The sequence below is a fragment of the Methylobacterium sp. SyP6R genome, assembly GCF_019216885.1.
Taxonomy (GTDB): Bacteria; Pseudomonadota; Alphaproteobacteria; order Rhizobiales; family Beijerinckiaceae; genus Methylobacterium.
In genome coordinates, this window is record NZ_JAAQRC020000001.1 from 4,344,210 (window position 1) to 4,362,243 (window position 18,034).

13 protein-coding genes are annotated in these 18,034 nt (G+C 70.5%); 5 read left to right on the plus strand and 8 right to left on the minus strand.

What is annotated here, in order from left to right; translation table 11 throughout:
* Window positions 1-293: 293 nt before the first annotated feature.
* Window positions 294-1,310, minus strand: coding sequence for a GlxA family transcriptional regulator (locus HBB12_RS20005; protein WP_442919295.1), 1,017 nt, complete (start codon window positions 1,308-1,310; stop codon window positions 294-296).
* 232 nt (window positions 1,311-1,542) lie between these two features.
* Between HBB12_RS20005 and HBB12_RS20010 the strand changes: the two genes are divergently transcribed.
* From HBB12_RS20010 to HBB12_RS20030, 5 genes are read left to right on the plus strand one after another with little or no spacing between them, the layout of a single operon-like run.
* On the plus strand, window positions 1,543-2,796 hold the full coding sequence (locus tag HBB12_RS20010; RefSeq protein ID WP_236990952.1) for a sarcosine oxidase subunit beta family protein: 1,254 nt from the start codon (window positions 1,543-1,545) through the stop codon (window positions 2,794-2,796).
* Window positions 2,797-2,831: 35 nt separating this feature from the next.
* Window positions 2,832-3,140 (plus strand): sarcosine oxidase subunit delta, encoded by a 309-nt coding sequence (locus tag HBB12_RS20015; protein ID WP_236990953.1) that lies wholly within the window; start codon window positions 2,832-2,834, stop codon window positions 3,138-3,140.
* Window positions 3,140-6,124, plus strand: a complete 2,985-nt coding sequence (locus HBB12_RS20020; RefSeq protein WP_236990954.1) for a sarcosine oxidase subunit alpha family protein — start codon at window positions 3,140-3,142, stop codon at window positions 6,122-6,124. The genes HBB12_RS20015 and HBB12_RS20020 overlap by 1 nt, the downstream gene beginning before the upstream one ends.
* Window positions 6,117-6,701 carry a sarcosine oxidase subunit gamma gene (locus tag HBB12_RS20025; RefSeq protein ID WP_236990955.1) on the plus strand — a complete coding sequence of 195 codons (585 nt, stop codon included), beginning with the start codon at window positions 6,117-6,119 and terminating at the stop codon, window positions 6,699-6,701. The genes HBB12_RS20020 and HBB12_RS20025 overlap by 8 nt, the downstream gene beginning before the upstream one ends.
* Entirely contained in the window at window positions 6,698-8,050 is a 1,353-nt protein-coding gene (locus HBB12_RS20030; protein WP_236990956.1) for an L-serine ammonia-lyase, read from the plus strand. Before HBB12_RS20025 ends, HBB12_RS20030 begins: the two co-directional genes overlap by 4 nt.
* A 628-nt stretch (window positions 8,051-8,678) precedes the next feature.
* Here HBB12_RS20030 and HBB12_RS20035 read toward each other — a convergent pair.
* From HBB12_RS20035 to HBB12_RS20065, 7 genes are all read right to left on the minus strand, one after another.
* Window positions 8,679-9,194: a prolyl-tRNA synthetase associated domain-containing protein gene (locus tag HBB12_RS20035; protein ID WP_236990957.1), complete on the minus strand. Its 516-nt coding sequence runs from the start codon at window positions 9,192-9,194 to the stop codon at window positions 8,679-8,681.
* A 31-nt stretch (window positions 9,195-9,225) separates the two neighbouring features.
* Window positions 9,226-10,053, minus strand: coding sequence for an adenine nucleotide alpha hydrolase family protein (locus HBB12_RS20040; protein ID WP_236990958.1), 828 nt, complete (start codon window positions 10,051-10,053; stop codon window positions 9,226-9,228).
* Window positions 10,050-11,273 carry an electron transfer flavoprotein subunit alpha/FixB family protein gene (locus HBB12_RS20045; protein WP_236990959.1) on the minus strand — a complete coding sequence of 408 codons (1,224 nt, stop codon included), beginning with the start codon at window positions 11,271-11,273 and terminating at the stop codon, window positions 10,050-10,052. Before HBB12_RS20045 ends, HBB12_RS20040 begins: the two co-directional genes overlap by 4 nt.
* Complete coding sequence (locus tag HBB12_RS20050; RefSeq protein ID WP_236990960.1) at window positions 11,270-13,168, minus strand: DUF3483 domain-containing protein; 1,899 nt, start codon at window positions 13,166-13,168, stop codon at window positions 11,270-11,272. Before HBB12_RS20050 ends, HBB12_RS20045 begins: the two co-directional genes overlap by 4 nt.
* 270 nt (window positions 13,169-13,438) lie before the next feature.
* Complete coding sequence (locus HBB12_RS20055) at window positions 13,439-15,481, minus strand: NADH:flavin oxidoreductase (RefSeq protein ID WP_236990961.1); 2,043 nt, start codon at window positions 15,479-15,481, stop codon at window positions 13,439-13,441.
* A gap of 67 nt (window positions 15,482-15,548) precedes the next feature.
* Window positions 15,549-16,682: an FAD-binding oxidoreductase gene (locus tag HBB12_RS20060; protein WP_236990962.1), complete on the minus strand. Its 1,134-nt coding sequence runs from the start codon at window positions 16,680-16,682 to the stop codon at window positions 15,549-15,551.
* Window positions 16,683-16,686: 4 nt separating this feature from the next.
* Window positions 16,687-17,946, minus strand: a complete 1,260-nt coding sequence (locus tag HBB12_RS20065; protein WP_236990963.1) for an aromatic ring-hydroxylating oxygenase subunit alpha — start codon at window positions 17,944-17,946, stop codon at window positions 16,687-16,689.
* Between the last annotated feature and the right edge of the window lie 88 nt (window positions 17,947-18,034).

Genomic DNA, 18,034 nt, shown 5'->3' on the forward strand with positions numbered 1-18,034 from the left:
CGAAGCCGCTTTCCGCATCGCGAAGCGATCAATCGGAAAGCGTATCAGTCCCAACTTCAATTTTTCGCAGATCAATTTGCTAAAACAGGCTCTGAGGCGCAACCGTGAGTGAGCCTTGAAGGAGGACTTCCGATCTCACCGAGATCTCAGGAGGCCTCCTTCGAGGCATGTTTCGTGAAATATATATGATCAGCTCGACAATCCTCGCTCTCTCCTCGTCATTCCGGGGTCGCGATAGCGGAGCCCGGAATCCAGAACCACGGATGGTTCAGGATCGAGCGGAGAACGTACGATCACATCTTCCGCTCGCTGCTCGGCGGCCGGCCGAAATGGTCGACGTAGGATTTCGAGAAGTGCGAGGCCGAGGTGAAGCCGCACTCGATCGCGATCGATAAAAGCGGCATCGCGGTCTGGCGGATCAGGTGGCGAGCGTGTTCCAGGCGGATGCGCAGATAGTGCTTGGCCGGTGAGCGGCCGAGATACTTCAGGAACAGCCGTTCGAGCTGCCGCTTCGAGAGGTGGACCGACTCGGCCAGGTCCTGGCTGCCGAGCGGCTCGGCAAAGGTCTTCTCCATCAGGCCGACGACGTGCAGGAGCTTCGGATGCGCCACGCCGAGGCGCATCCGAAGGTCCATCCGCTGGCGCTCGCCCGATTCGCGGATGCGGTGGTGGATGAGCTGGTCGGCGACGTCGGCGGCGATGTCGGCCCCGTGGTCGCGTACGATCAGGGACAGCATCATGTCGGCCGCAGCTGTCCCGCCCGCGCAGGTGAAGCGGTTGCGGTCGATCTCGAACAGGTCGGACCCGATCTCGAGCCCGTCATGCTCGGAGGCGAGGCTCGCCTGGTTCTCCCAGTGGATCGTCGCCCGGTAGCCGTCGAGGAGGCCGGCCTTGGCCAGCACGTAGGTGCCGGTACAGACCGCACCGATCGCGCCGCCGCGGATGCAGGTCCGCCGCAGCAGAGTCTGCAAGGCGCGATGATCCCGGCGCTGGATGTCGATGCCGCCACAGACGATCGCCATGTCGAGGGCGGGCTCGAGGCCTTGCGCCTCGCTGAAGCTGCCCGCCACCTGGACCTCGACGCCGTTGGAGGCGGTGCAGCGCGTGCCGTTCTCCGACCACAGCGAGTAGCGGTAGAGGTCGCGCCGCGCCGCGCGGTTGGCGAGGCGCAGCGGCTCGATCGCCGACGAGAACGCGATCATCGAGAAGTTCTCGACGAGCATGAACCCGACGCAGGTGACCTCGTCGGTCACGGCGGCGCTGCCCGCCGCCACGGTGCCGGTCACGCCTGCCGTTATCACCCGATCCATCGCCAGACCGTCACCGTTTCGTCACCCCAGAATGACTCCAGGGAAGAATGACTCCAGGAAAGTCTCGGGGCAAGCAAGATTCGCTCCCTTAGGGCAGGTGGTGGCGGGCTCCACACCCCCGGGCGCCCGCGATGTCGCGCCCCGAGTCGCAAATCCCAAACTCGCGGTCGCCAGCGCGAAAGCCGCCGGTCGGCGCCGGCCCGATGATCCCTCATCACAGCGAGGCCGACCGATGCGCCGATTTTCCCTCTCGTCGCTGCTCACGGAATCCCTCAAGGGGCACCGGGGCTGGGGCCGCCAGTGGCGGGACCCGCAGCCGAAACCCGCCTACGACGTCGTCATCGTCGGCGGCGGCGGCCACGGCCTCGCCACCGCCTATTACCTCGCCACCGTGCACGGCATCACCAATGTCGCGGTGCTGGAGAAGGGCTGGATCGGCGGCGGCAATACCGGCCGCAACACCACGATCATCCGCTCGAACTACCTCTACGACGAGAGCGCCGCGCTCTACGAGCACGCGCTGAAGCTCTGGGAGGGCCTGTCCCAGGAGTTGAACTACAACGTCATGTTCTCGCAGCGCGGCGTGCTGATGCTCGCCCACAACCTGCACGACGTTCAGAGCTTCAAGCGCCACGTCTATGCCAACCGGCTCAACGGCATCGACAACGAGTGGCTGACGAAGGAAGAGTGCAAGGAATTCTGTCCGCCGATCGACATCTCGGGCAGCCTTCGCTACCCGGTCCTCGGCGGCGCGCTCCAGCGCCGGGCCGGCACCGCCCGCCACGACGCGGTGGCCTGGGGCTATGCCCGCGGGGCGGATGCCCGCGGCGTCGACATCATCCAGAACTGCGAGGTGAAGGGCATCCGCCGCGACGCCTCCGGCGCCGCGATCGGCGTCGAGACGACGCGGGGCTATATCGGCGCCAAGCGCATCGGCGTGGTCGCCGCCGGCCACACCTCGACCGTGATGGCGATGGCCGACGTGCGGATGCCGCTCGAGAGCTACCCGCTCCAGGCGCTGGTGTCGGAGCCGGTCAAGCCGATCTTCCCCTGCGTGGTGATGTCGAACGCCGTCCACGCCTACATCTCGCAATCGGACAAGGGCGAGCTGGTGATCGGGGCGGGCACCGACCAGTACACCTCCTACAGCCAGCAGGGCGGCCTGCACATCACCACCCACACGCTGGATGCGATCTGCGAGGTGTTTCCGCAATTCACCCGGATGCGGATGCTGCGCTCCTGGGGCGGCATCGTCGACGTGACGCCCGACCGCTCGCCGATCATCGGCACGACCCCGGTCGAGAACCTGTTCGTCAATTGCGGCTGGGGCACCGGCGGCTTCAAGGCGACGCCCGGCTCGGGCCACGTCTTCGCCCATACGCTGGCCGCCGGCAAGCCGCACGCGATCAACGCGCCCTTCACCCTCGACCGGTTCCGCACCGGTCGCCTCATCGACGAGGCGGCAGCCGCCGCCGTCGCGCACTGATCCCTTTAAAAAACCCGGACGCGACGAGGCCCCCGATGCTGCTGATCGCCTGCCCTTATTGCGGCAACCGCCCGGAGACCGAGTTCCGCTGCGGCGGACAGGCCCATATCGCCCGGCCCACCGATCCGGGCACGCTCTCCGACGCGCAATGGGCCGAGCACCTGTTCGTGCGGTCCAACCCGCGCGGGGTGCATGCCGAGCGCTGGAACCACGTCCATGGCTGCGGCCGCTGGTTCAACGCGCGGCGCGACACCGTGAGCGACCGCTTCATCGAGACCTACAAGATGGGCGAGACGCCCGCATCCACCGAAGCGACTTCCACCCAGGCAGAGGCGAGGGCGTGATGGCACAGCCGTTCAGATTGTCCCGCGGCGGTCGCATCGACCGCACGCGCCCGGTCCGCTTCACCTTCAACGGTCGCACCGTCGAGGGCTTCCACAGCGACAGCGTCGCCTCGGCGTTGCTCGCCAACGGCATCCACCTCGTCGGGCGCTCGTTCAAGTACCACCGCCCGCGCGGCATCCTGAGCCACGGCCCGGACGAGCCGAGCGCGCTGCTCTCGGTCGATCGCGGGCCCGGCCGGATCGATCCGAACAACCGCGCCTCGGTGGTCGAGGCCCGCGACGGGCTCAAGACCCTGTCGCAGAACCACTGGCCGTCGCTCGAGCACGACATCGGCGCGGTCAACGACCTGCTCTCGACGGTCTTCGTCGCCGGCTTCTACTACAAGACCTTCATGTGGCCCCGGAAGTTCTGGGACAAGGTCTACGAGCCGTTCATCCGCGCCGCCGCGGGCCTCGGCAAGGCCCCGGCCGTGCCCGATCCCGACCGTTACGCCAACCGCCACGCCCATTGCGACGTGCTGGTGGTCGGCGCCGGCCCCGCGGGCCTCGCCGCGGCGCTGGCCGCCGCCCGCACCGGCAAGCGGGTGATCCTCGCCGACGAGGGCCCGGAGCCCGGCGGCACGCTGCTGCACGATGTCACCGCCGAGATCGAGGGGCGACCCGCCGCCGAATGGCTGAGTGCGACGCTGGCCGAACTCGATTCCCGCGAGAACGTCATCCTGCTCTCCCGCACCACCGCGTTCGGCTACTACAACCACAACCACGTCGCGCTGGCCGAGCGGATCACCGACCACCTGCCCAATCCCGGCACGGCGCCGCGCGAGCGGCTGTGGCAGGTCCGGGCCGGCGAGGTGGTGCTGGCCGGCGGCTCGCACGAGCGACCGCTGGTCTTCGCCGACAACGACCGCCCCGGCATCCTGCTCGCCGAGAGCGCGCGGGTGTTCATCAACCGCTACGGCGTGGCGCCGGGCCGGCGGATCGTGTTCGCGACGAGCGGCGCCTCGGCCTATGCGGCGGCCCTCGACGCCAAGGCGGCGGGCCTCGCCGTGACGCTCGTCGACCTGCGCAACGACTCCGAGTGCGGGCCCGAGCTGGCGCGCCTCAAGGCCGCCGGGGTCGAGGTCCTGACCGGCCACACCGTGATCGGCGCGAAGGGGACGAAGCGCGTCACCGGGCTGATCGTGGCGCCGGTCGACCGGGCCGGGCGCTGCGGCGCCCACCGCGTGCTCGACTGCGACTGCGTCGGCATGTCCGGCGGCTGGACCCCGGCGGTGCATCTGTTCTCGCAATCCCGCGGCAAGCTCGCCTATGACGAGCGCCTCGACGCCTTCCTGCCCGGCACCTCGGCGCAAGCCGAGCGCTCGGCGGGCGCGTCGAAGGGCACCTACGACCTGGCCGCGGTTCTCGCCGAAGGCTTCGCCGCCGGTGCGGCGGCGGCCGGCTCGGAGGAGCGCAAGACCTTCACCGCGAGCCCGACGCTGACCGGCTTCAAGCCGGTGCGGGCGATGCCGACCGATGCCGACCCGACCAAGGTCCGGGCCTTCGTCGACTTCCAGAACGACGTCACCGCCAAGGACATCAAGCTCGCGGTGCGCGAGGGCTTCCACTCGATCGAGCACGTCAAGCGGTACACCACGACCGGCATGGCGACCGACCAGGGCAAGACCTCGAACATGAACGCGCTCGGCATCGTCGCCGGGCAGCTCGACAAGACCCTGCCGGGCGTCGGCACCACGACCTTCCGGCCGCCCTATACACCGGTGACCTTCGGCACCCTGGTCGGCCCGGCGCGCCACGCCCTGTTCGATCCGATCCGCACGACGCCGATCCACGATTGGGCGGAGGCGCAGGGCGCGACCTTCGAGAACGTCGCCCTGTGGCGCCGCGCCTGGTACTTCCCCAAGACCGGCGAGGACATCCACGCCGCGGTCGCCCGCGAATGCGAGGCGGTGCGCAAGGGGGTCGGCATCTTCGACGCCTCGACGCTGGGCAAGATCGAGGTGGTCGGCCCCGACGCGGCCGAGTTCATGAACCGGATCTACATCAACCCGTGGCTGAAGCTCGAAGTCGGGCGCTGCCGCTACGGGCTGATGCTGAAGGAGGACGGCTACATCCTCGACGACGGCGTCGTCGCCCGGATCGCGCCGGATTGCTTCCACGTCACCACCACCACCGGCGGCGCGCCCCGCGTGCTCGCCCACATGGAGGATTACCTCCAGACCGAGTGGCCGGACCTCAAGGTCTTCCTGACCTCGACCACCGAGCAATGGGCGGTGATCGCCCTCCAGGGCCCGAAGGCCCGCGAGGTCATCGCCCCCCTGGTCGACGGGATCGACCTGTCGCCGGAGGCCTTCCCCCACATGGCGATGCGCCAGGGCACGATCTGCGGCGTGCCGACCCGCCTGTTCCGGGTCTCGTTCACCGGCGAGCTCGGCTTCGAGATCAACGTGCCGTCCGACCACGCCAAGGCGGTGTGGGAGGCGATCTGGGAGGCCGGCCAACAGCACGGCATCACCCCCTACGGCACCGAGACGATGCACGTGCTCCGGGCCGAGAAGGGCTACATCATCATCGGCCAGGAGACCGACGGCACGGTCACCCCGGACGATGTCGGCTTGGCCGGCATGATCGCCAAGGCCAAGAAGGACTTCGTCGGCAAGCGCTCGCTCACCCGGCCCGACGTGGTGGCGAGCGGCCGCAAGCAGCTCGTCGGCCTCGTCACCGACGATCCGAAGCTCGTCCTCGACGAGGGCGCGCAGATCGTCGACGATCCGGGCCAGCCGATCCCGATGCGGATGCTCGGCCACGTCACGTCGAGCTACTGGAGCCCGAATTGTGGCCGCTCCATCGCCATGGCCCTGGTGGCCGACGGGCGCGCGCTCCAGGGCCGCCCCCTGCACGTCACCACGCCGGAGGGTTTTGCCCGCGTCACCGTCGTCGATCCGGTCTTCTTCGATCCCAAAGGCGAGCGCATCCATGCTTGAGGCTCTGTACCGCACCGCCCGCGCGCTCCCCCTCGGCTGCGCGCCGGCCTCCGATCCGGCCCGCTCCGGGATCGTCATCAAGCCCGCCGGGGCCGAGGCGCGCTTCGTGCTCCGGGTCCGTGACGCCAGCGCCTCGGCGGCGGGCTTGAGCCTCGACGGGCCGATCAACTCGCTGCGGGGCAACGACCGGCGCTGGATCGCCCGCCTCGGGCCCGACGAGTGGCTGATCGGCAGCGACGAAGCGGAAGCCGACCACCTGCCTTCGGCCATCGCGGCCGATCTCGGCGAGCGGGCGCACGCGATCGTCGACGTCTCGCACCGCAATGTCGGCATCGACGTGAGCGGCCCGTTGGCGGCGGCCGTTCTCAACGCCGGCTGCCCGCTCGATCTCGGCGACGCGGCCTTTCCGCCGGGCTCCGCCACCCGCACCCTGTTCGGCAAGGCGGAGATCGTCCTGATCCGTCATGACGGCGCGGCGCCGCGCTACCGGGTCGAGTGCTGGCGCTCGTTCGCCGTTTACGTCCACGGCCTCCTCGCCGAGGCCTCCCTCGGGGTCGGCGATACGGCCCGGCGATGATCAGCGCCTTCGATCTGTTCAAGATCGGCATCGGCCCGTCGAGTTCGCACACGATCGGGCCGATGGTGGCGGCGCGCCGCTTCCGCGACCGCATCGCCCCGCGCCACGACGTGGCGCGGGTGACGGCCGAGATCTTCGGCTCGCTCGCCTGGACCGGGCGGGGCCACGGCACCGATGTCGCGATCGCGCTCGGGCTGCTCGGGCACGACCCGGCGACCATCGATCCCGACCGGGTCGGCGGCTACACGAAAGACCTCGCCGAAACCGGCGAGACCGGCCTGCCGGGCGTCGCCTTCGCGCCGGACAAGGACCTGATCTTCAACTTCAAGGATCTGCTGCCGCGCCACACCAACGGCATGCGGTTCCGTGCCCACGATTCCAGCGGCGCCATCCTCGACGAGGTGGTGTGCTACTCGGTCGGCGGCGGCTTCGTCGAGAGCGAGGGCGAGGCGGTCGATGCCGGCATCGAGGCGGTGGCGGTCCCGCACCCGTTCGACAGCGGCGCCGACCTCCTGGCGATCTGCGCCGCGACCGGCCTCACCATCCCGCAGGTGCAGCGGGAGAACGAGCGCGCGCTCCGCGCCGACGAGGCGATCGATGCCGGGCTCGACGCGATCCGCGACGCGATGCTCGCCTGCATCGCCCGCGGCCTGCGGATGGACGGGGTGCTGCCCGGCGGCCTCAAGGTGCGCCGCCGCGCCCGGCGCCTGCATGCGACGCTCGACGCGAACCGGCTCTCCAACAGCCGGCCGGCCCACGAGGTGATGGACTGGATCAGCCTGTTCGCCCTGGCGGTGAACGAGGAGAACGCATCGGGCGGCCGGGTCGTCACCGCGCCGACCAACGGGGCGGCGGGCATCGTCCCGGCGGTCCTGCGCTACATCGTCGATTTCTGTCCCGGCTGGAGCGAGGAACGCGGCCGCGACTACCTGCTGGCGGCTGCCGCGATCGGCGGCCTGATCAAGCGCCGCGCCTCGATCTCCGGCGCCGAGGTCGGGTGCCAGGGCGAGGTCGGCTCGGCCGCCGCCATGGCGGCGGCGGGGCTCGCGACGGTGCTCGGCGGCTGCCCGCGCCAGGTGGCGAACGCCGCCGAGATCGCCATGGAGCACCATCTCGGCATGACCTGCGATCCGGTCGGCGGGCTGGTCCAGGTGCCCTGCATCGAGCGCAACGCCTTCGGCGCCAACAAGGCGGTCGCCGCCGCCTCCCTGGCGCTCCACGGCGACGGCGTGCATTTCGTCAGCCTCGACCAAGTCATCGAGACGATGCGCCAGACCGGGCACGACATGCAGGACAAGTACAAGGAGACCTCGCTCGGGGGTCTCGCGGTGAACGTGGCAGCGTGCTGACGGGTGTTCTGCGCAATTATAGTATGTCCTCGGCGCAATATTGCGGAGAATCGGAACGGTCCACCGCGCCAGAACCCTCCCCCCTCTGCGGGGGAGGGTGCCCGGCGGAGCCGGGGCAGCGGGACGAAGTCCCGCCGAGAGGGGAACCCGCTTCCGGAAAGGTCGCGACCATGATGACGGGCGCCATACCCAGGATCGTCGCGCTGCCCCTCTCCTGCGAAGGCTAGCGTGTTCACACTTCTCGGTTCGAGAACTTCTCCCGGTGAAGGTCGCGCGCCTCTCCTCCCCCCGGCGATCCCGGGCTTGCCCGGAATCGCTGCAAGTTGTGGGGAGGAGCTGGAGGTGGGGGTGGTGCCGGATAGAGCGCAGTGGTGCCTTCTGCACCACCCCCACCCCTAACCCCTCCCCACAAGGGGGAGGGGAAAGCGCTCGAATCTACAATGAGTTAGGCTTCAGAGACGTTGTGTGAACACGCTAGCCCGCGGAGAGGGGAGGGTTCACGCTCTCGGCCGTCGTCCCGCACCGCACGACCTGCCGTGTCATGGGCAGTAGCGACCCGTGGGGGGCGCAGCGGAGCCCGGAACGAGGCAGCGGGTTCGAATCGTCAAAGACCAACCGAAACAATCGCTCACGCACCGTCGGCGCGCGCCTCCGGCAGGGCGAACGGCGTCACCTCGTGCCCCTCGTCCCGCAGCGCGGTCACCAGGTCGCCCGGGACCAGGTTGAGGGTCCGGGTGCTCACGAGCGGGTGGACGTTGATTCGCACCTCGTCGAGCAGGCTGTCCTGGAGGAAGACTTTCACGCCGCCCGGCGCTGCGTTGAGGGCGGCGAGCGGCGAGACCGCGCCGCTCTCGACGCCGAGCTGCTCGCGCAACGCGTCGGCACTGGCGAAGGACAGCCCGCCCTTCGCGCCCAGCACCGACCGGAACGCCTTGAGGTCGATGGCCGCGTCGTGGTGGAGCGTGACCAGGAAGTAGGTCTTCTTGTTGTCGCGCAGGAAAAGATTCTTGGTATGGGCGCCGGCAATGTCGCCGCAGACCGCCATCATCGCCTCGACCGTCAGAACCGGCGGATGCTCGAACAGCGTGTAGGCGATGCCGCGCTCGCGCAGCCGGACCAGGAGATCGTCGGGAGTCAGGGGCATGGGTTCCTCGCGATGACGGGATGGACGGCGCTCAGCCGCGCGGAGAGCGGGCGGGGGCCACGACGCCGATCCCGCGCAGATAGGCCAAAATCTCCCGTGCCGCCTCGTCCGGGTCGGGATCGACGAGGAGGCGGCCGCTCGCGGCCGATCCGGACTCACCCGTCGCCGCCTTCAGGCGCTCGGCGGCCGAGCCGCCGGTGGGGGCGCCCTTCACCAGCTTGGGGCGGCGGCGGTAGGGCCGCTCCTCCCTCGCGACGGCCGGCACCGGTGTGTCGGCGGCGGCCGGATCGATTGTTCCGAGCGGCTCGATCGCTCCGCGCCGCGCCTGGCCGAAGGCGTAGGCGAGGGGGGGCGGGGCGTCGGGATGCACCGTCGCCACCACGGGGCCGCGCACCACGACGCGCCGCAAGGCGCCGCGGCCGAGGCTCTGGTTGAGGCGCAGGGTGCCGGCCTCCTCGCCCGGCGCAACCGAGACCACGTCGGGGATCAGCGGCCGGTCGAGCAAGGCTGCCAGCGCGTAGGGAAGGATCCCGCTCTCGCCGCCGCCCTGGCCGCGCCGGCCGGCGAGCACGAGGTCGGGCGCCGTGGCGGCGAGCCGGATGGCGAGCGCCGGCACCGGATCGGCGTCCTCGCCGAGCGCGATGTGCTCGATGCGCGCGAGGCCCTGGCCGAGGGCGTCGGCGATGGCCGCGGCGTCCGGCCCGGCATGGAGGCCGTAAGGAGCTTCGAGCCCGTCACGCACTCCGCAGGCCTGAGCGAGCCCGGTCGCGATCCGGATCGCCTGCGCCTCGAGCCGCGGCAGCACGACTACGCCGGAGACCGGGTGGCGGCCGGCGGAGAGAAGCACGGCGATCCTCACGAGTGATCTCCCGCCTCTTGCGCTTCCTGGGCCAGCAGCCGCAGCAGGGCCGGCATGACCGCTTGCGCGTCCTTCACGACCGCGAGCCCCGCCCGCTCGATCATCGCTGCATGCAGGTCGGTATTGACCGCGACCACATGCTCGCAGCCGGCCACGCCCTGGAGGTGCTGCGGCGCGCCGGAGATCCCGAGCGCGAAGTAGCAGGTCGCGGCGAGTACCGTGCCCGAGGCGCCGACCTGGGACTGGCGCGGCATCAGCCCGGCATCGCACAGGACGCGGCTGGCGCCCGGGGTGGCGTGCAGCGCCGCGACGAGCTGCCGGAAGGTGTCGAGGTCGTGGATGCCGTTGCCGGCCGAGACCACGAACTCGGCGAGGCTCAGCGGCACCGTCGCCGGATCGGCCGGGATGCGCTCGGCCGACAGGATGGCGGAGGCCGGTAGGGTCGCCGGGGCGAGGTCGACCGGGAGCGGCCGCGCCTCCCGGGGCGCGCCGGCGTAATCGGCCACCGCGTCCGGCGCCACGCTGGCAAGCAGGCCGGGTGCGGCGCGCTGCTCGACCCGGCGCCCACGGGCCGGGCGTACCAGGCCGGTGGCGGCGACCACCTCGGCATTGTCGAAGAGCGGCGCCCCCATCCGCACCGCGACCCGGCGGGCGAGGTCGCCGCCATCGAGGGATTCGGGGAACAGGACGTGGCGGGGAGAGATGACCGCGAGCGCCGCCGCGACCCTGGCGGCGCGCTGGTCGGGATCGGCCCTGGCCTCGTCGAGGACGAAATGACGATCGGCACCGGCCGGCCCGCAGTCGCCGCAGGGCCCGAGCGAGACGACGACCACGCCGCCCTCGCGCCCCGCCAGCGCCCGGGCGGCGCCGAGCACCTGGCGGTCATGGGCCGAGAGGCGGCCCCCGGCAGCATCCGGTACCACCGCGACGAGGAAGGCGGGATCCTCGACCACCAGGATCGTCGGAGCCGCCTCCGCCACCGGACGCTGCCGGGCCTCGGAGACGACCAGCCCCTCGCTGCGGACGATCTGGCCGAGATCGTAGCGCGGGCGGTCCGCGCCGGGGACGCGCTGGCCGGCGCGCTCGGCGCGGGGATTGCGGCGCGGGCGCCCGCCCGCGGCCTTCCCCTTGGCCGTCCGGTCGTAGCGGGGCCGGGCAGTGCCGGAAGCGATCCGGATCGCCGCCCGCTCGGCGCGGGGATCGCGACGGGTCCGGGTCATCGTCCCGCCTCCACGGCCTGGAGCAGCAATTCGGCGACGTCGCGCACCTCGGCCTTGCGGTCGGTCACGCCCTCCAGCATCGCGGTGCAGGAGGGGCAGGCCACCGCCACGATGCCCGCACCCGTCTCCGCAGCCTGGGCCATGCGCAGATCGGGGATGCGCCGCTCGCCCGGGATGTCGCTCACCGGCGCGCCGCCGCCGCCGCCGCAGCACATCGCCCGCTTGCCGGAGCGGGCCATCTCGACCCGGGACAGGCCGATCGCGTCGAGGACGGCGCGGGGCGCTTCGGTCTCGCCGTTGTAGCGGGCAAGGTAGCAGGGGTCGTGATAGGTCACCGAGAGGTCGGACAGTTTCTGGGGCGCGAGCTTGCCCGCCCGGATCAGCTCCAGCAGCAGGGCGGTGTGGTGCATCACCGCGTAGTGGCCGCCGAAGGCCGGGTATTCGTTGCGGAGCGCATGCAGGGCGTGCGGATCGGCGGTGACGATGCGGGTGAAGCGATACTTCGCCAGGGTCGCGATGTTCTCTCTCGCGAGTGCCTGGAAGGTCGCCTCGTCGCCGAGACGGCGGGCGAGGTCGCCGGTGTCGCGCTCCTCCGCCCCCAGCACCGCGAAATCGACGTTCGCCCGGCGCAAGAGCCGCACCAGGGCCCGGAGCGTCCGGCCGTAGCGCAGGTCGTAGGCGCCCTCGCCGAGCCAGAGCAGCACGTCGACGTGAGCCTTGTCGGCCATCAGCGGCAGGTCGAGGCCGGCGGCGAAGTCGGTCCGGGCGGCGAGCGGTCGACCACCCGGATCGCCGGCCTGGCGCAGCTCGGTCACCGGACCGATCGCCTTCTCGGGGAGCGCCGCACGCTCCAGGGTCTGGTAGCGGCGCAACGACACCACCGCGTCGACATGCTCGATCATCATCGGGCATTCCTCGACGCAGGCGCGGCACGTGGTGCAGGACCACAGCGTATCGGGATGGATGCGGGCGTCGGGCCCGATCAGCCGGGCGAGCGGGCCGCGCTCGCCTTGCCCCTCGCGGCCGCCCGGATAGGGATGGCCGGCATAAGGCGGCTCGGCCGGGTTGAGGCCGGCGACGAGGTCCTGGATCAGCCGCTTCGGGTTGAGCGGCTGGCCGGCGGCGAAGGCCGGGCAGGCGATCTCGCAGCGGCCGCACGACACGCAGGCATCGTAGGAGAGGAGCCGGTTCCAGGTGAAATCGGCCGGCATCTCGGCGCCGAGCCGCGGGGCCTCGAGATCGAGGGGCTGGAGTGCGGTGTCGGGCCGGCCCTCGAACCGGCCGGGCCGCGGATGGGCGGCGAGATGCAGCGCGCCGGCGACGGCATGGCGCATCGGGCCCTGGCGCACCTCGAAGGCGAGGCCGAGGCCGCCTGCCGCCGCGAGGCCCAGGGTGAAGGGGAGGGCGATCCCACCGGCACCCAGCGCCAGCAGCAGGGCGGTGAGCGTGCCGCCGATTGCGTAGGCGAGGAGCAGGAACGGCAGGATCTGGAAGCGCCCGGCCGAGAGACGCTTCTGCTTTGCGGGGTACCGGCGGGCGCCGACGAGGATCGAACCCGCCGCCGTCACCGCGAAGGCGATCGCCACGAGGAGCCAGTAGGCCCGGGAGCCGGCGAGCGGCGGCAGGATCGCCAGAGCCGTCAGGAGCGAGGCGGCGAGCAGCCCGCCCGCCACGACGGCATGCATCCGCGAGGCATAAGAATCGCGCGCCACGACGTGGTGGACGTCGACGAGGTAGCGGCGCGGCACCTGGGCGAGGCCGTGGAGCCAGGCCACCGGTGCGGCCGATCCGACCCGCCACAACGCCGCGCGCCGCGAGGCCTGGACGAGAGCGAGCGCCGCCATGGCCCAGATGAGGCCGGGAAACACCGTGGTCAGGGGCATGAAGCTGGTCATGACGGTGGGCCTAAGGGCTTGGCGATAATGTCGAAATCATTCCTGAAGGCAGCCGCGCCCATACCCTCCCCCCTCTGCGGGGGAGGGTGCCCGGCGGAGCCGGGCGGGAGAGGGGACGCCGCTTCCGGATGAAGCGGAAGCGTTCTGAAGGGCGCCACCTGAATCAGCGTCGCGCTGCCCCTCTCCCGGCCCCCCTTTGGGGGCCACCCTCCCCCGCAGAGGGGGGAGGGTAGAGCGTGGCGCTGCCCGAGTTTTAGCGAGTCGCGGGGCTCACAGATCCTTGCACAACCTCAAGGCATCATAGATCGCCGCATGGATGTTCCGCCCGGCCACCGCGTCGCCGATGCGGTAGAGGGCGTACCCCTTGGAGAGGTCGAAGGGCTGCGGCTCGCCGCGCAGCATCGCGTCCTGGTCGGTCTGGCCGCGATTGACCGACGCGCCTTTGAGCCCGTGATAGAGCGCATCGACCGGCAGGGTGCCGTGATCGACCACGATGCGGTCGACGACCCGCTCCTCCTCGGCATCGGTCATGGTGTTGCGGAGCGCCGCCACGAACCGGTTGCCCTCGGGATAGATCTCGATCAGCTCCATGTTCGGCGTCATCACGACGCCGAGCTTGTAGAGCTCGCGCAGGTGGATCGGCTGGTTGGTGGTGCCGACCTCCTCCGCCACCATGCGGTCATGGGTGGCGACCTCGACGAGGCAGCCGCGCTTGGCGAGCAGCTCCGCGACGGACGAGGCGTTGTGCTGGCCCATCTCGTCGTAGAGCAGGACCGAGCCGGTCGGCTCGACCGCCCCCGACAGCACCTCGGCGGTGGTGACCGCGTGCTGCGCCGCGCCCTTGGCGTGGCCGCGGGATGGCGTGCCGCCGGTCGCCACGATCACGACATCCGGTTTCTCCGCCAGCACCGCGGCTTGCGTCGCCTCGGTGTTGAGCCGGAGATCGACGCCGAGCTTGGTCACCTGCGCGACGAGCCAGCGCGGGATGCCCGACATCGCCTCGCGCCAGCCGGCCTTGGCCGCGAGCCCGATCTGGCCGCCGGCCTGGCCGCTCTTCTCGAACAGCACCACCGCGTGGCCGCGCTCGGCGCAGACCCGGGCCGCCTCGAGCCCGCCGGGCCCGGCGCCGATCACCACGACCCGCCGACGGACATCCGCCTTGCGGATCTCGTGCGGCATGGTGGCTTCGCGGCCGGTCGCGGCGTTCTGGATGCAGAGCGCATCACCGCCGACATAGATCCGGTCGATGCAGTAGCCGGCCCCGACGCATTGGCGGATGTCGTCGGCCCGTCCCTCGGAGAGCTTCTTGACGAGATGCGGGTCGGCGATGTGGGCGCGGGTCATCGCCACCATGTCGACATGGCCCTCGGCCACGGCGCGCGCCGCGGTCGCCAGGTCGGTGACGCGCTGGGCGTGGAAGACCGGAACATCCACTTCGCGCTTGATCGCGCTCGGCAGGAACAGGAACGGGGCCACTGGGAACGACATGTTCGGCAGCGAGATCGCGTGGGCGATGTGGTCGCGCGCCTGGCCGCCGAGCACGTTGAGGAAATCGACGAGGCCGCGCCTGGCGTATTCCGTGGCGATCGTCAGGCACTCCTCGTGGGAGAGCCCGTCGGCGATCATCTCGTCGCCGGACATGCGGATGCCGATGACGTAATCGTCGCCGGCCGCCGCCCGCATCGCCTCCAGCACCTCGATGCCGAAGCGCATCCGGTTCTCGAGGCTGCCGCCATACTTGTCGCTGCGCTGGTTGACCGACGGCGACCAGAACTGGTCGATCAGGTGGCCGTGGGCGGCCGAGACCTCGCAGCCGTCGAGCCCGCCCTCTCGGCAGCGGCGCGCGGCCTCGGCGAAGCTCTTCACCACCCGGGCGATGTCCTCCTCCTCCATCTCCTTCGGGATGGTGCGGGAGGCGGGCTCACGCCGGGGGGAGGGCGAGAGGGTGGGCAGCCAATGCTCGGTGTCCCACTTGGTGCGCCGGCCCATATGGGTGAGCTGAATCATCAGCTTCCCGCCATGGGCGTGGACCCGGTCCGAGAATTGCCGGAAGTAGGGGATCACCGAGTCGTCGGCGACCGAGATCTGGTTCCAGGGCGCCGCCGGGCTGTCGGGGGCGACCGAGGAGGAGCCGCCGAACATGGTGAGCCCGATGCCGCCCTTCGCCTTTTCGGCGTGGTAGAGCTGGTAGCGCTCCTGGGGCTTGCCGTCGCGGCCGTAGCCCGGGGCGTGGCTCGTCGACATCACCCGGTTGCGGATGGTCAGGCCCTTGATGGTGAGCGGCTTCAGCAGCGCGTCGGCATTGGCGATCACGGGACGACTCCCGAAGGCGAGGGACCGGGGGAATTGGGCCAGGATTCTGGAAGACTGAGACGTTGCTTCAGCGCTCGACGACGAGGTCGCTCGTCGGCTTGGAGCAGCAGAGCAGGGCCATGCCGGCATCGATCTCGCGCTGGCGGATGCCGCCGGCATGGGTCATCGCGACGGTGCCCTTGGTGACCTTCGACTTGCAGGTGCCGCACAGGCCCTTGGCGCAGGAGGAGGGCAGGCGGATGCCGGCCTTGCGGGCGGCGTCGAGGACCGTCTCGTTCTCCGGGCAGTCGAGCACCCGGCGGGTCTTGGCGAACTCGACCCGGAAGGTGCGTACCGTCGCCGCCGGGGCTTCCTCGGCTTCGGCATCCAGGGCACGGCCGGCTTCCGCCGCCGCCTGCTGCTCGGCCTCCGGCAGGGCACCGAAATCGAAGCTCTCCTCGTGGTGGCGGGCCATGTCGAAGCCGGCCTCGCGCAGCATCGCGCGCACGGCGTCCATGTAGGGCTTCGGACCGCAGACGAAGACCTCGCGCTCGCGGAAGTCCGGGACCGCTTGCGTCAGGATGTCGAGGGAGAGGCGTCCTTTGGGACCCGACCATGCCTCGTCCGGCGCGTCGGCCTCGCAGACCGCGTGAAAGCGGAAGGAGGGATCGAGCCGGGCCATCGTCTCCAGCTCGGCCCGGAACACGATATCGGCCGGGCTGCGGGCGGAATGGACGAAGGCGACGTCGCGGGGCTCACCCAGGTCGTGGAAGGTGCGCGCCATCGCCATCATCGGCGTCACGCCGCTACCGCCGGACAGGAGCAGGTATTTTTGCGCCGGATGGGTGAAGCAGGAAAAATCGCCCATCGGGCCGAGCGCCCGCACGGTGTCGCCGGCCTTCAGGTTGTCGTGCAGCCAGTTCGAGACCGGGCCGCCGGGCACCCGCTTGACGGTGATCGACAGGGCGTGCGGCCGCGTCGGCGCCGAGGAGATCGTGTAGCAGCGATGGATCGTCTCGGCCCCGACCTCGAAGGCGAAGGTCAGGAACTGGCCCGGCGCGTAGGCGAAGCGCCGGGGCTCAGGGGGGCTGAGCACGAAGGTCTTCACGTCGTGCGTCTCCTGGCGCACGGCGAGGCAGACCAGGGCGTCGTCGGCCTCCGCATCCCAGGAGGCTGAGGCCGCGAGGCGCGCGGCGGCCGGTTCGGTGGAGGCCGAATTCATGGCGCTAGCGCCCCAGATGCGCGGCCATGCGGCCGACATACCAGTTGCAGAACTTTTCCACGAGCATCTCGGTGTTCGGCGAGTACGGGCCGGGCTCGTAGGCCGGGCTCGCGACGCCCTGCTGGCAGATGCCGACGAGTTCGCTGTCCTGGTCGTTGGTGGCTTCCCAGACGCCGATCAGGTTGGCGAGGTCGTAATCGACGCCCTCGACCGCATCCTTGTGGACGAGCCACTTGGTGCGCAGGAGCGAGCGCTCGGCATCGAGCGGCAGCACCGAGAAGGTGACGATGTGGTCGCCGAGGAAGTGGTGCCAGGAATTCGGCTGCGTCCAGACCGAGAGGCCGCCGAGCTTAGGCTTGGTGAAGTCCCCGAGGAGCTTCTTGCAGGCGGCCTTGGTGTCGAGGGTGTGGGATTCGCCCTCGCCGTCGAGCGGCAGGCGCTCGGTGCGGAACGCCGTCACCATCGTGTCGAGTTCGTCGATCTCCCGCGACGGCAGGCCTTCGGCCTCCCATTCGCCGTGACGGGTCTTGAGCAGGCAGCCGTAGCGCTCGGCTTCAGCGCGGTCGTGCTCGCCCATCTCCTCGGGCGCGAAACCGAAGCCGTAGGCGAAGAGCGGCACGGTCAGCTCGGGATGGTTGGCCCCGCAATGATAGCACTCGCGGTTGTTCTCCATCGTGAGCTTCCAGTTGCCCGGCTCGATGATGTCCTTCTGGAACGCCACCTTCGTGTCGCGCACGTTGTGCGGCGCGATGTAGGGCCCGAGCCGCGCCGCCATCTCGTCGAAGTCGGACGGGGCCTCCTCGGCAAGGCAGATGAAGAGCAGGCCTTCGAGCGAGCGGAGATGCACGGGCTTCAGGCCGTGGCAGCCCTTTTTGAAATCCGGACCCATATGCTCGGCATGGATCAGTTCGCCGGTGAGGTCGTAGGTCCAGGAATGGTAGCGGCAGACCAGGTTGCCGACCGTCGACTTCTCGTCGTGGACCAGGCGCGCGCCGCGGTGGCGGCAGACGTTGTGGAAGGCGCGGACCTCGTTGTCGTCGTCGCGCACGATCGCCACGGAGGTCTTGCCGATATCGACGACCATCACGTCGCCGGCCTCCGGCACGTCGGGCTCCACGCCGACATAGATCCAGTGGCGCCCGAAGATGACCTCCATGTCGGCCTCGAAGATCTCGGGGCTGAGATAGAACGGGGCCGGCAGGGTGTAGCCAGGGCGGCGCTCACGCAGGAGGCGCTGCAGCGGGGTCGGCGTCACGTCGAGCATGGGGCCTCGCAAAGCCATATCGAGCGAGGACGACTATCCCCGCCGGACCGGCTCTCCGCTGCCGTGCCAGCGACATTCCGTTGGCTCG